The sequence below is a fragment of the Propionibacterium sp. oral taxon 192 str. F0372 genome (genome assembly GCF_000413315.1).
Classification (GTDB): domain Bacteria; phylum Actinomycetota; class Actinomycetes; order Propionibacteriales; family Propionibacteriaceae; genus Brooklawnia.
In genome coordinates, this window is record NZ_KE340297.1 from 1 (window position 1) to 14,738 (window position 14,738).

6 protein-coding genes and 3 rRNA genes are annotated in these 14,738 nt (G+C 58.8%); 2 read left to right on the forward strand and 7 right to left on the reverse strand.

Features of this window, described 5'->3' with window-relative positions:
* Window positions 1–86: 86 nt before the first annotated feature.
* The 3 genes from rrf to HMPREF1531_RS00015 all read right to left on the reverse strand — a co-directional run bounded on the left by rrf (window position 87) and on the right by HMPREF1531_RS00015 (window position 5,056).
* Window positions 87–203 (reverse strand): 5S ribosomal RNA (gene rrf / locus HMPREF1531_RS00005).
* A 63-nt stretch (window positions 204–266) separates the two neighbouring features.
* Window positions 267–3,331, reverse strand: a 23S ribosomal RNA gene (locus tag HMPREF1531_RS00010).
* Window positions 3,332–3,536: 205 nt separating this feature from the next.
* Window positions 3,537–5,056, reverse strand: a 16S ribosomal RNA gene (locus HMPREF1531_RS00015).
* Together the 16S, 23S and 5S rRNA genes form the textbook arrangement of a ribosomal RNA operon.
* 1,103 nt (window positions 5,057–6,159) lie before the next feature.
* On the opposite strand from HMPREF1531_RS00015, the gene rpsT reads away from it, so the two are divergent.
* Window positions 6,160–6,420, forward strand: coding sequence for a 30S ribosomal protein S20 (rpsT, locus tag HMPREF1531_RS00020; RefSeq protein WP_016667828.1), 261 nt, complete (start codon window positions 6,160–6,162; stop codon window positions 6,418–6,420).
* Between the two features lie 220 nt (window positions 6,421–6,640).
* Here the strand turns inward: rpsT and holA are convergent, their stop codons facing one another.
* The gene (gene holA / locus HMPREF1531_RS00025) at window positions 6,641–7,708 is read right to left on the reverse strand and encodes a DNA polymerase III subunit delta (protein WP_016667829.1); all 1,068 of its coding nucleotides are present in this window, start codon (window positions 7,706–7,708) and stop codon (window positions 6,641–6,643) included.
* Between the two features lie 45 nt (window positions 7,709–7,753).
* On the opposite strand from holA, the gene HMPREF1531_RS00030 reads away from it, so the two are divergent.
* Entirely contained in the window at window positions 7,754–9,001 is a 1,248-nt protein-coding gene (locus HMPREF1531_RS00030) for a tagaturonate epimerase family protein (RefSeq protein WP_016667830.1), read from the forward strand.
* A gap of 65 nt (window positions 9,002–9,066) precedes the next feature.
* Here the strand turns inward: HMPREF1531_RS00030 and HMPREF1531_RS00035 are convergent, their stop codons facing one another.
* The 3 genes from HMPREF1531_RS00035 to leuS all read right to left on the reverse strand — a co-directional run bounded on the left by HMPREF1531_RS00035 (window position 9,067) and on the right by leuS (window position 14,719).
* Window positions 9,067–11,313: a ComEC/Rec2 family competence protein gene (locus HMPREF1531_RS00035; protein WP_051123296.1), complete on the reverse strand. Its 2,247-nt coding sequence runs from the start codon at window positions 11,311–11,313 to the stop codon at window positions 9,067–9,069.
* A 1-nt stretch (window position 11,314) separates the two neighbouring features.
* Window positions 11,315–12,166 (reverse strand): ComEA family DNA-binding protein, encoded by an 852-nt coding sequence (locus tag HMPREF1531_RS00040; protein ID WP_016667832.1) that lies wholly within the window; start codon window positions 12,164–12,166, stop codon window positions 11,315–11,317.
* A gap of 63 nt (window positions 12,167–12,229) precedes the next feature.
* Entirely contained in the window at window positions 12,230–14,719 is a 2,490-nt protein-coding gene (gene leuS, locus HMPREF1531_RS00045) for a leucine--tRNA ligase (RefSeq protein WP_016667833.1), read from the reverse strand.
* Window positions 14,720–14,738: the final 19 nt, after the last annotated feature.

The window sequence follows — 14,738 nt, forward strand, 5'->3', positions numbered from 1 at the left end:
GGTGTTGGGTTGGGGTGTGGTGATATACACAAAAGAAAATAAGCAGTGTTCCTCTACACACGTGTGTAGAGGAACACTGCTTAAAAGTCCGGCAGCGTCCTAGTCTCCCACAGAGTCCCCCCTGCAGTACAATCGGCGCTGAAAGGCTTAACTACCAGGTTCGGAATGGAACTGGGTGTTTCCCTCTCGCTATGGCCACCGAAACACTCTTCAGAATATCACCACAGATACCCTCAAAATCATACAGTGAACGCGTAACATCTTTGTAGGACAAGCCCTCGGCCTATTAGTATCGGTCAGCTCCATACATTACTGCACTTCCACATCCGACCTATCAACCCGGTGGTCTACCGGGGGCCTTACCACACAACGTGAGGGAACCCTCATCTTGAAGCGTGCTTCCCACTTAGATGCTTTCAGCGGTTATCACTTCCCAACGTAGCCAACCAGCCGTGCTCTTGGCAGAACAACTGGCACACCAGAGGTTAGTCCGTCCCGGTCCTCTCGTACTAAGGACAGCCCTTCTCAAGATTCCTACGCGCGCAGTGGATAGGGACCGAACTGTCTCACGACGTTCTGAACCCAGCTCGCGTGCCGCTTTAATGGGCGAACAGCCCAACCCTTGGGACCGACTCCAGCCCCAGGATGCGACGAGCCGACATCGAGGTGCCAAACCATGCCGTCGCTATGAGCGCTCGGGCAAGATCAGCCTGTTATCCCCGGGGTACCTTTTATCCGTTGAGTTCTGGCGCTTCCACACGCCACCAGAAGATCACTAATCCCGACTTTCGTCCCTGCTCGACATGTCTGTCTCACAGTCAAGCTCCCTTGTGCATTTACACTCAACACCTGATTACCAACCAGGCTGAGGGAACCTTTGGGCGCCTCCGTTACCTTTTAGGAGGCGACCGCCCCAGTCAAACTACCCATCAGGCACTGTCCCTGATCCAGATAATGGACCCAAGTTAGATAACCAGAACGACCAGAGTGGTATTTCAACGACGACTCCACAACCACTAGCGTGACTGCTTCACAGTCTCCCACCTATCCTACACAAATCGTCCCGATCACCAATACCAAACTATAGTAAAGGTCCCGGGGTCTTTCCGTCCTACTGCGCGTAACGAGCATCTTTACTCGTAATGCAATTTCACCGAGTCCGTGGTGGAGACAGTGCCCAAATCGTTACTCCATTCGTGCAGGTCGGAACTTACCCGACAAGGAATTTCGCTACCTTAGGATGGTTATAGTTACCACCGCCGTTTACTGGGGCTTAAGTTCACTGCTTCGCAAAAGCTAACAGTTCCCCTTAACCTTCCAGCACCGGGCAGGAGTCAGTCCGTATACATCGTCTTACAACTTCGCACGGACCTGTGTTTTTGGTAAACAGTCGCTTGGGCGTGGTCTCTGCGACCCTCAAGGCTCTTCACCCCTCAGGTCCCCCTTATCCCGAAGTTACGGGGGTATTTTGCCGAGTTCCTTCACCACGATTCTCTCGATCGCCTCAGTATTCTCTACTCATCCACCTGTGTCGGTTTAGGGTACGGGCGGCTCACAACTCGCTCACGAAGCTTTTCTTGGCACCATAGGATCACTGAATTCAACACAACATGTCTATGCATCACGCTTCACGCACACGCCAGGCGGATTTACCTACCCAACACGCCACACGCTTACCCCCGGAAACCATCACCGGGTACAGCTACCTTCATGCGTCCCTCCGCAGCTTGCCTACTACAAAATCGGTTCACACACTCACCAGAAACCAAACCCCGAAAGGAAAGGAAACCAACTCACATGCTTAGCATCATCTGATTCAACACGGACGTCGTTTCGCCGGTACGGGAATATCAACCCGTTGTCCATCGACTACGCCTGTCGGCCTCGCCTTAGGTCCCGACTTACCCAGGGCAGATTAACTTGACCCTGGAACCCTTGGATATTCGGCGGACGGGTTTCTCACCCATCATTCGCTACTCATGCCTGCATTCTCACTCGAATGCACTCCACAACCAGTCACCCAGCTGCTTCACCACACACTCGACGCTCCCCTACCCATCCAACAAAACATTGAATGCCACAGCTTCGGCGGATAACTTAAGCCCCGCTAAATTGTCGGCGCAGAATCACTTGACCAGTGAGCTATTACGCACTCTTTCAAGGATGGCTGCTTCCAAGCCAACCTCCTGGTTGTCACCGCAACTCCACATCCTTTTCCACTTAGTCACCACTTAGGGGCCTTAGCTGATGATCTGGGCTGTTTCCCTCTCGACTACGAACCTTATCGCCCGCAGTCTCACTGCCACGCTCTCACTTACCGGCATTCGGAGTTTGGCTGATTTCGGTAAGCTTGTAGGCCCCCTAGACCATCCAGTGCTCTACCTCCGGCAAGAAACACGCAACGCTGCACCTAAATGCATTTCGGGGAGAACCAGCTATCACGGTGTTTGATTGGCCTTTCACCCCTATCCACAACTCATCCGCCAGGTTTTCAACCCTGGTCGGTTCGGGCCTCCACGACGTCTTACCGTCGCTTCACCCTGGCCATGGATAGATCACACCGCTTCGGGTCTAGAGCATGCGACTCAACCGCCCTCTTCGGACTCGCTTTCGCTACGGCTACCCCACACGGGTTAACCTCGCCACACACCACTAACTCGCAGGCTCATTCTTCAAAAGGCACGCCGTCACCCCACAAAAAGGCTCCGACGGATTGTATGCGACCGGTTTCAGGTACTATTTCACTCCCCTCCCGGGGTACTTTTCACCATTCCCTCACGGTACTTATCCGCTATCGGTCACCAAGTAGTATTTAGGCTTAGCGGGTGGTCCCGCCAGATTCATGCGAAATTCCAGGAGTTCCGCATTACTTGGGAAAACACACAACGAGTGCGCAGCTTACGTCTACAGGGGTCTCACCCTCTACGCCGTACCTTCCCAGATACTTCAACTTCACCACACATTTCCACTCGCCGGCCAGTCAACAGCCCGACCACGATGCTCCCACAACCCCGCACATGCAACACCTGCCAGTTATCACACACACACGGTTTGGCCTCATCCGCTTTCGCTCGCCACTACTCACGGAATCACTATTGTTTTCTCTTCCTATGGGTACTGAGATGTTTCACTTCCCCACGTTCCCTCCAACTACCCTATACATTCAGGTAGAGGTCGCCGGACATAACTCCGGTAACTTCAAGGTTTCCCTATTCGGACATCCCCGGATCACAGCTCGTTTACCAACTCCCCAGGGCTTATCGCAGGTTACAACGTCCTTCATCGGCTCTTGGTGCCAAGGCATCCACCGATCGCACTTAGTAGCTTGTCGCCTACAAAGATGCTCGCGTCCACTGTACAATTCTCAACATACCCACAACCAAAACCCCCCAGGACACAACCATCCCAGAAAATCAAGGCCACAAGAACCCAAACCACACGGCCTGAACCCTCAAAACCCAACAGTGCGCCCCACAGCCTTCCACAAAACAAACACCACAAAACCACCACAACACGCAGCAGTCAATGGTCCTTAGAAAGGAGGTGATCCAGCCGCACCTTCCGGTACGGCTACCTTGTTACGACTTAGTCCTAATTACCAGTCCCACCTTCGACGGCTCCCCCCACAAAGGTTAGGCCACCGGCTTCGGGTGTTACCGACTTTCATGACTTGACGGGCGGTGTGTACAAGCCCCGGGAACGTATTCACCGCAGCGTTGCTGATCTGCGATTACTAGCGACTCCGACTTCATGGGGTCGAGTTGCAGACCCCAATCCGAACTGAGACCGGCTTTATGAGATTCGCTCACCCTCACAGGCTCGCAACTCTTTGTACCGGCCATTGTAGCATGCGTGAAGCCCTGGACATAAGGGGCATGATGACTTGACGTCATCCCCACCTTCCTCCGAGTTGACCCCGGCGGTCTCCAATGAGTCCCCACCATAACGCGCTGGCAACATTGGACGAGGGTTGCGCTCGTTGCGGGACTTAACCCAACATCTCACGACACGAGCTGACGACAGCCATGCACCACCTGTAAACCGACCAAAAAGGCACACACATCTCTGCATGCTTCCGGCATATGTCAAACCCAGGTAAGGTTCTTCGCGTTGCATCGAATTAATCCGCATGCTCCGCCGCTTGTGCGGGGCCCCGTCAATTCCTTTGAGTTTTAGCCTTGCGGCCGTACTCCCCAGGCGGGGTACTTAATGCGTTAGCTACGGCACAGACCACGTGGAATGTGACCCACACCTAGTACCCACCGTTTACAGCGTGGACTACCAGGGTATCTAAGCCTGTTTGCTCCCCACGCTTTCGCTTCTCAGCGTCAGGAAATGTCCAGAGAACCGCCTTCGCCACTGGTGTTCCTCCCGATATCTGCGCATTCCACCGCTCCACCGGGAATTCCATTCTCCCCTACATCCCTCAAGTCAACCCGTATCGAAAGCAGGCTCAGAGTTAAGCCCTGAGTTTGCACTTTCGACGCAATCAACCGCCTACAAGCTCTTTACGCCCAATAAATCCGGACAACGCTCGCACCCTACGTATCACCGCGGCTGCTGGCACGTAGTTAGCCGGTGCTTCTTCTACCACTACCGTCACTCACGCTTCGTCATGGCTGAAAGCGGTTTACAACCCGAAGGCCGTCATCCCGCACGCGGCGTTGCTGCATCAGACTTCCGTCCATTGTGCAATATTCCCCACTGCTGCCTCCCGCAGGAGTCTGGGCCGTATCTCAGTCCCAATGTGGCCGGTCGCCCTCTCAGGCCGGCTACCCGTCGACGCCTTGGTAGGCCACTACCCCACCAACAAGCTGATAGGACGCGAGCCCATCCCCAACCGAAAAAACTTTCCAACCCAAAAGATGCCTCAAGAGCTGAATATCCGGTATTAGCAAACGTTTCCATCCGTTATCCCAAAGTCAGGGGCAGGTTACTCACGCGTTACTCACCCGTTCGCCACTCGTGTACCCCCGAAAGGGCCTTACCGTTCGACTTGCATGTGTTAAGCACGCCGCCAGCGTTCGTCCTGAGCCAGGATCAAACTCTCCATCGAAAAAACAGAGAACCGAATCACTGACCAATCCAATCCGAAAACTGGACAATCAATCACTCAAAGAAACCCAAACGAAAGAAGAAAAACCTTCCTCCGACAAGGCCAAAAAAATGACTGTAAAGCACACTGTTGAGTTCTCAAAATTCACACCCACCAACCCCAGAACCACAAAAGACCCCAGAACCAGCGACCAAACCAACACTAGCAACTTCTTTTCCCGGTTTCAAATCGGGAGCTTCCGAGCCAATCTTGATTCGAGTTGCCAAGCGAGCGTAGCAGACCTTGATCAACTCCGCAACTTGACAAGTTCGGTGCTGCTGTCATCGGGTGACCCCGCTTCAGGCAGCTCGATGAAATGTAGTCGCACTCCACTAAGGAGTCAAATCGGCTCGCGAAGCACCCTTGCCAGAACTCAAAATGCCTAGTGAGAGGGCGAATTTGGCTGCCCGATGCGCGCAAGATCATGCGGCACGGCATCTCATCGGAGACCACGCGGCCTATGAGGCCCAAGATTTGAGGGAGCGATGCGCAAGTGACTACGTCGTCCTGGCCGGTCATCATCCAACGATTCGCAGAACTCAGTAGTGACGCATGCAGACTGCGCGTGACAGCCCAGTTGCCGGAATCCCAGCGCTTACTTACCGCGACTGTGGCATTGAGTGCCCAGGGCTGGGATGAGCGGCGGTCATGTTCTTCCCAGAAGACTCACCTGTGTCGTCGTGACTGTTGAACGCCTGCGACTGAAATCTCACCCGGTCACAGGGAGGGATGCCGCTACCAGTGTGATCGGAAGCAGCGTCTTGTAGCCGGGAACCCATCGGCCCGTCGTTGCGAGGCCCACCCCGCGATCAGGTTGCGACCTTTCGCAACCTGGGTATCTAGCACCTCACGAAACCAGCCCGGCACACTGCTTGGCTGCCACAAGGTTTGAACCGGATGACAAGACCCACGAGGAATTGCCCAACCCAGGCCAAGCGAGGGTCTGTGATGCCTATCGCGCGATTGGTAGCCCCACTCCCCCTGTGGTAACGTGTCCCGTCGCGTGTGTGCAGGTTCCCTGATCACACGAACCCAGTGCCAACGAAGTAGAAGAGGCTGTAAAAGTGGCTAACATCAAGTCGCAGAAGAAGCGCATCCTGACCAACGCCAAGGCGACCGCTAGGAACAAGGCAGTCAAGTCCGAGCTGCGCACTCACATCCGTAAGTTCCGTGAGGCCGCTGCCGCCGGTGACGTGGAGAAAGCCCAAGAGTACGCGCGCATCGCCAACCGCGCCCTCGACAAGGCCGCTTCCAAAGGCGTCATCCACCGCAACCAAGCTGCGAACCGCAAGTCCGCTATCTCGATTCGCGCTGCCGCGCTCTGAACCGGGAGATACACCAGGCAAACCTCGAAGCGCCTCGATCCAACTGGGTGATCGAGGCGCTTTGACGTGCCCGAGAGATTTCTGCTCGCCACCTTGTTTGGCGACCCATGTGCGGTCAGCTGTAGGAATGCAGTTGGCACCGGTCATCCTGACGCGACCTATGGCGGAGTGACACCCGGCGATGCCCGCCGGAGCGCAGCCGTCGATTCAACGAGTCGTCTCAGCGTTTCCCACTTCTGGCCCTCTCCACAGACAGCATCATCTGTTCCAACGCGAAGTGGGCATTTGCTGCGCCGCCTTTGACCTGCTGGTCTGCATGGGCAACCGCCAGGATCGCCTCAGCCACCGCATCCGGGCGCCAGGAGCGCACATATTTCCGGAAGTCCTTCAGCTTCCACGGCGGAACGCCCACTTGACGTGCGATGTCACCATCGGGCATGGCGGAATTGTGCAGATCAAGGTACTTCCCCAGCGATCTAAGAGAGGAAGCCAGTGAGCTTGTGACCATGACCGGGGAACAGCCCGTGTCCAATGCCCAACGCAGCTTCTCCAGCCCCTCCCCGACCCGGCCAGCCATCACATCATCGGTCACCGCGAAGCTGGTCACCTCGGCCCTACCAGCGAAGAACTTACGGACAACCTCGACGGTGATCGTTCCACCCTCGTGATCCGATCCCAACTGCTCTAGGCCTGCCACGAGGGCCCGCAGGTCATTGCCCACCGCCTCAATCAGCCCGGTAATGGCCTCCTCATCGATCCGGATCCGCGCACGTCGGGCCTCCCTGGCCAAGAACCGCGGAAGTTCCCAGGGCTTCACCGGATCAGCCTTCTCAATGGATACTTTGGCTTTCCGCAACGCGTCCAGAACACCCCTTCCCCTGGATCCACCGCCATGCACCAGGACTAGGCATAGTTCGGGGTGGGGGGCTACGGCGGCGGCGGTCAACTGCGGGACGACCTCCGTGGGAATACTTGCCAGTTCCCGCACGACGACGATGGCATGGGGAGCGAACAGACTGCCCCCGATGATGTCCGAGAGCCTGCCGTCCACCAGGTCGGTCGCGTTGACATCGTTGAACTCCGACTCCGGTTGCTCTGCACGCGCAGCTGCAACCCTGCCTGCGACTACTCGATCCGACAGCAGTGATTCGGAGCCCAGCACTAGCAACGAGGTGCCGAAGACGGATTCACCAACCACATGAACATTGTGCCATCCACCATCGGTGGCTCTGTTCATTCCAGTGGTTGAAACCGTGGCAACGATGCTCGGCAACCAGCTGGCAACCATCAGCCGATCCTAGGGTGGAGCCGAGAGCCACAACAGGAGGATTCAATGACCATCGCACGGTTTTCCATGGGTGCTGGTGACCGTTTCGGTACCGAGGGAGCAGCTCAAGTCGCGGCATTCGAGAAAATCCAGGCAGACGGTGTCGAAGTGGACATTGTCTGGAACAAGTCCAACCGTGAGCACGTAACCGTTGGTACCACTCCCGCAGACCAGCGCGCAGCCGCCGAGGCCGCCATCGCCCGCACTGGGTATTCCCGCCCCTATTACATCGATGCTGACCACGTCGGGATGGACAACGTCGACTGGTTCATCGGGCACAGTAACTTCTACACCATTGATGTCACCAACTGCATCGGACGCTCGGCGACTCCGGAATCTGCTGCGGCATTCCGGGAGCGTTCCCAGCAGCTACTAGGCAGCTTCACTCCCGAAGGATCGAACCAGTCCATTGACATCACCCCGGAGGTACTGGATCGCTTCATCACCAAGTACCTGTTTGCGGTGGAGGAGGCCGGCCGCATCTACGAGCATGTAAAGGCCAGCGGTGCTGTCCTCGGCCATGTCGAGGTGGCGATGGACGAATCCCCCGAGACCCAGGGTCCCGATGATCTGTTCATCGTGCTGGCCGAGATCAAGCATCTGGGGATTCCGGCCGACACCGTCGCGGTGAAATTCCGTGGCAGGTTCAACAAGGGCGTTGACTACGTGGGGGATGTGGATGCCTTCCTGGAGGAGTTCCGCACCGATGTTGCGGTGATTGGTCACGCGATCACCGAGTTCGGGCTACACGAGAACCTCAAGATCTCGGTGCACACCGGTTCGGATAAATTCTCCCTCTACCCTGGCATGGGTCGTATCGTCCGGGAACTCGGCGCGGGCCTGCATCTGAAGACAGCGGGCACCTCGTGGCTGGAGGAACTCATCGGTCTCGCCGAGGCCGACGGTGAAGGGCTGGCCATCGCCAAGGATATTTACCGCATGGCCCACGAGCACAGGGAGGAACTGGTTGCTCCGTATGCCGACGTCATCGACATCAACTTCGCCGCACTGCCCTCCCCCGACGAGGTCGACGGATGGGACTCCAAGAAATACGTCGATACCTTGCGCCACGACCAGTCGAACCCATCTTACGACCCCAACGTGCGTCAGCTGCTACACGTCGGATACAAGATGGCGGCAAGGATGGGTGAGCGCTTCACCGATGCTCTTGAAATCTACCGTGCCGACATCGAACGCAATGTGACCGAGAACCTTTACGAACGTCATCTGAAGCCCTTGTTCCGCGCCGACTGATTTCGGCACCTGCTGATCATCAGTGCTCACCTGCGTGAGCAGCGCTTCTGTGGCGCAGCCCACGGTCATTTGGTGGTCATGATTCCGGTCAGTCCGCAGGCAATAGCCACCGCCCCGTCGGTGTCGGTACGCAGCACCCGGGCGCCGGTGGCGCCAGCGGTTTCCAGGGCCCGTTTCGTGGGATGCCCATAATCGTTGTCGGCACCAACCTGGATGATTGAAACCTTAGGGCTCGCAGCCTCGACGAGTTCGATAACCTGCTTGGCTGAACCGTGGTGCGGGACCATGTAGACATCTACGTCCACCGGTCGCCTCTCCTCCAAAAGTCTGTTCTGCCCCGATATCTCAATATCACCGGTGACCAGCGTCGTCACCCCGCAGTTGGCGACTACCCCCACGATTCCGGCATCGTTTTCTGCGGCACTCTCCTCCGTGTCCTTGCCGACAGTGCCCGGAATCGGTCCGCTGGCCAGAGTCGTCCACTCAAGCTCACCGACGCGAACGACCTGGCCCGGCGTTGCAGGAGTCGGCGTAAGACCCAGGGTCCGCTCCACGATCAATCGGCTCTTTTCGTCGCCCACCATCACCATGCCCACCCGCCGGGTTGCTAATGCCTCCACACCCCCGATGTGATCGGCATGGGGATGACTGAGCACCAGCAACGGAACGAGGTCGATTGCCAGCGAGTCGAGACATCGGTCGAGGGCCTTCGAGTCCGGACCGGTGTCGACGAGCACCGCACTGTGATCGTCAACCCGGAACACTTGAGCAGATCCCTGCCCAACGTCGCAGGCAACCATGGACCACTGGCCGGGCCACCCGTATTGCGGGGGCGGAACCGCGACCCCCACCAGCATAATCGCCACGCTGACCAATGTCGTCCGACGACGCCCCAGGATGTGCGGTATTCCCCACTGCCCCAGCAGTAGGCAAACAGCGGCCAACAGCAGGAGAGCCGGCGCGGATGCGGGCCATCGCCAACTGGCGCCGGGAGCATCCGCCAGCAACCGCGAGGCGAGCAGAACAGGTTGCACGCACCACCCCGCACACCAGCCGATAAGCCCGGCCAGTGGTGGGCAGACCAGGGATGTCACCGCAGCACATAGCCCCAGCACGGTGGCTGGGCCGATAAAGGGTCCCACGAAAAGATTCGCGATGACTCCAACCAGCGACACTTGCTCGGACAGCGCAGTGACCAAGGGTTGGGTGGCAAGCTGCGCGGCCAATGTGACGGTCACCGATTCCCGGATCCACGTCGGCATCCTTTCGGAGGCAGACTCGGCCCAGCCCGAGCCCCACCACACAATGCCTGCGGTGGCAGCCGCCGACAAAGCAAATCCCCATGACCGGGAGAGCCAGGGATCCAAGAAGAGCAGGATCACCACGGCCACGCACAGATCTCTCAGCGATCCTCCTCGGACGCGCCCCGTGCCCGTTGCCGTGAGGGCAATCAGCCCCATCACCGCTGCCCGCAGCACACTCGGCTCAGCGCGACAGGTGATGACGAAGACCACGGTCGCAATCATTGCAACGATCCGAAGCCACCACCCACGCACCCCGCAACCACGGGCCAGCCACCCGACGAAGAACAGAGTCAGCGAAAAATTTGACCCGCTGACCGCCAGCACATGGGTGAGTCCGGTGAGCCGGAAGTCCTCGACGATCCGCTCACCAAGCCCCGATGTGTCGCCGACCACCAAGGAAGGAACAAGTCCCGCCTGATCGGTGGGTGATCGGGACATTGCATCGACTAGGCCCCGGCGAAGGGCGTTGGACAGCCGGTGCAGTTCGTTAGGTTGCCCCACAGCGGTGATCTCTCCGATCACTTTGATCGAGCCCACCGATCTAGTTGCTGGCCGAGGAGCCCTGCCGATACCACTGATCTCCACTGCAGAGCCGACAGGAGGCAACTTGGTGTCCCCTGCGACGAGGATCTCCGCTGGCAGGTTGCCGCTCCATGTTCCGTCGGCACTGTGCACAGTGCTCAATTGCACTGCGACGAGTTGTGCACCTCCACGATGGGCGTCAAGGATGACCGGCTCCGAGCGCAGTCGGACCGTCGCATCGATGTGCGCCCCAGCTTCCATCCAAACCGCAGGCGGCGTTCTGGTAAGGACAAGTACCCATCCGCTGCTGGCCAGCCCGCACATGACGGCAGCGCTACATGCAGCCAGGGCCCTGGGCCGGGACCGGAACAACCATGCCGCCACCACGACAACCACCAAGAGCGGAATCAGCCACCGCAGTTCACCAGTGACTAACCAGCAACAGCCCCAGGACACCAACGCCACTGGCGCCAACCGGGTATCCATTTCATACCTCGACGAGGTCGGCAAGTTTGGCGTAGGTCTTAGCACCCACCCCATCGATCTCCTGGAGTTGGGCAACCGAGGTGAACCGGCCGTGAGCTTCCCGCCAATCAATGATCTTTTTGGCCATCACCGGCCCAACGCCGGGCAGAGCCTCTAAGTTTGCGGCAGTTGCCATATTGAGATTCAACTTACCGCCACCGGCCGACTGTGCAGATTCCCCGACCGGCCCAGCCGGAGCCCCAGTACGCAGCTCACCACGCGGGGAATCGTGAGTACCGATAATCAGCTGGGCGCCGTCAGGCACCTGTGCGGCAAGATTGAGCTCTCCTGGATCGGCCTGCGAGCCAAGACCTCCGGCAGCTGCGATCGCATCGGCGACCCGGGAACCCTTGGGTAGACTCACCACCCCAGGACTGGCCACAGCACCAATCACGTGCACCGTGATTGATTCGACCACCGACGATGGCGTAGCGACTGGGCTGGCCGTCGATGTCACCACACTCGCGACGGCCTCAGGAACCTGGTGACCAGCGGCCCCCATGACCCGGTAAGCAGCGAAGCACAGCAACGCCACGCACAGGGTGATCACCACCCCAAGATGGACCCGGGTGAACTCGACAAGTCGCGCGACCGATCCAGTTCGCCCATTGTTGTTCATCTCCAGAGCATCGCCGATGTCCTCGCTGGTCACCAGGACATCGACCAGGTCATCCTCAAGGCCGGGTTCCGGTGACGGTTCGGCTCGCGCAGTAGCGATCCGTCTTGGGTGCCCCGGAACCGGACCATCGCCGATGATGGCGCGGATCCGGGCTTCCTGCTCCCCAGGGGAGTGTTTGCTGCTCGGTGGCTTCACACCAAGATGATGGTCGCCCGAACCCCGGAACGTTCAGCAGGTCACCACGTTGTGGAAAAGTCCTCAGTTGGCGGGAACCAAAGAGACCATCCTCGGCAGCCGACAGATCACCTTGGCCACCTCACGACCAGCCAGCGACCGCTGCACGTTGGGATCGGCCAGCGCCACAGCCGTCGCTTCCTGTTCGGTGATCCCGGGAGCGATCTCGATCTTGGCACGTACCTTGCCCTGGACCTGCACAACCATGGTCACCGACTCGGTGACCAGCAGCTGCGGATCAGGAACCGGCCATGTCGAATTGGCCACCGAGGGTTCCTCCCCGAGTACCTCCCACATCTCCTCAGCTACATAGGGAGCGACCAGACTCAGCGCCTGGGCGGTGAACCGCACCGCCTCACGAACGGCCGGGTCTGATGGACCGCAACCGGTATCGATGGCCTTGCGAGTGGCATTGACCAGCTCCATCACCCTGGCCACAGCAACATTGAATCGGCCCAGACCGATGAGCTCGGTTATGTCGCTGATGGTACGGTGAGTGACCCTGCGCAAAGCCTGGTCACCTGTGCCCGGATCCACATCCTTGGGCGAGGTGACATCGGTCGCCAGACGGTGGGCGCGCTGGAGGAATTTCAGGGAGGAACCCGGCGAGACATCGGCCCAGTCGATGTCATCCTCCGGGGGGCCTGCGAAGACGACCGTCAACCGCACCGCATCGACACCGAACTCATCGATCTGCTTGCCGAGGTCCACCCCGTTGCCCAGAGATTTCGACATCGCCTTGCCCTGGTTGATCACCTGTCCCTGGTTGAGCAGGCGCTTCATCGGCTCGTCGAAGTCAATCATGCCCATGTCCCGCAGAACCTTGGCGACAAAGCGGAGATAAAGCAGGTGCAAGATGGCGTGCTCCACGCCACCGACATACTGGGCCACCGGCATCCACGCGGCGAGGTCAGCGCCGTCGAAGGGAGCCATGACGAGGCCTGGGGAACAGTAGCGGTAAAAGTACCAGGAGGAGTCGACGAAGGTGTCCATGGTGTCGGTATCCCGCTCGGCATCCGCGCCACAGCGCGGGCAGGCCACCTCACGCCATCCAGCAGCCGCCTCACCTGCGAGCGGGGACGTGCCCTTCGGGGCGAGATCGGCCCCACGCAGATCTGGCAGTTCGACAGGAAGTTGGTCATCGGGTACCGGGACCTCGCCGCAGGACGAGCAGTGGATGATCGGGATGGGGCATCCCCAGAAGCGCTGACGGCTCAGCAACCAATCACGCAACCGATAGGTGATGGTGGCCCGGCCGGTTCCGCGTTCAGCGAGTACCTCGAGCACCCGGGCAATGCCGGATTTCTTGTCATCCAGCCCGTCCAGCGGACCGGAGTTCACATACACACCATCGCCCGCGGTTGCCACGCCAGATTCGGTGGGATCGGCCTCGCCGGTCTCAATGACCACCCGGACCGGCAGGTCGTGGGCTCGGGCGAAGTCAAGGTCGCGCTGGTCATGAGCGGGAACCGCCATGATCGCGCCAGTGCCGTAGTCAGACAGCACATAGTCGGCGGCCAGCAGTGGAATTTTCTCCCCGTTCACCGGATTGGTAGCGTACGCCCCCAAGAAGACACCGGTCTTGTCGTGGGTGGTCGACTGCCGCTCGATCTCGGTAGTCTTCTTGACCGCCTCAAGGTAGGCCTCGAAAGCCGGGCGCTGCTCATCGCTGACCAATTCGTCGGCCAGCGGGGCATCAGGGGCGACGACCATGAAGGTCGCTCCGTAGAGGGTATCGGGGCGGGTGGTGAACACGGTGATCGGCTCATCGCGACCGTCGACGACGAAGTCGACGTGGGCACCCTCAGAGCGACCAATCCAGTTACGCTGCATAGCAAGCACTCGGGAGGGCCAGCCCTCTTCAAGCTGGTCCATATCATCCAGCAGTTGCTGAGCGTAATCGGTGATCCTGAAATACCATTGATTCAGTTCGCGTTTGGTGACCGCGGTGTGGCATCGTTCGCACTCACCGTTCACGACCTGCTCGTTGGCCAGCACCGTTTGGTCTTCGGGACACCAGTTGACAAAGCCATCCTTGCGGTAAGCCAGCCCACGCTCGAAGAAACGCAAGAACAGCCACTGGGTCCAGCGGTAATATTCCGGATCCGAGGTGTGCAGTTCCCTCGTCCAGTCCAAGGACAGTCCATAGCGTTTGAAGGAAGTCTTCTGCGTCTCAATGTTGGCGTAGGTCCACTCGGCGGGGTGAGTGTTGTTGCGGATGGCTGCGTTCTCCGCAGGTAGCCCGAAAGAGTCCCAGCCAATCGGGTGCATCACCTCATATCCCTGCATCCGCCATAGGCGGGCTGGTACGTCACCCATCGCATAGGCCTCTGCGTGACCCATGTGGAGGTCGCCCGAAGGGTATGGGAACATGTCGAGGACATAGCGGTGGGGCTTGGGTGAATCGTTGCGGGCCTCGAAGGTCCGATCCCGTTCCCAGAATGCCTGCCACTTCACTTGGGCCGCTGCGGCGTCGTAACCGGCCTTCTCCGGGGCCTCACCTGATGGGCTCACTGTTCGATGCTCCTCTTTG

What these genes read in the sequence shown, in the direction of transcription:
- holA (WP_016667829.1), bottom strand. Translation starts at nt 7,708, where the DNA reads ATGGTTGCCAGCTGGTTGCCGAGCATCGTTGCCACGGTTTCAACCACT.
- HMPREF1531_RS00030 (WP_016667830.1), top strand. Translation starts at nt 7,754, where the DNA reads ATGACCATCGCACGGTTTTCCATGGGTGCTGGTGACCGTTTCGGTACC.
- HMPREF1531_RS00035 (WP_051123296.1), bottom strand. Translation starts at nt 11,313, where the DNA reads ATGGATACCCGGTTGGCGCCAGTGGCGTTGGTGTCCTGGGGCTGTTGC.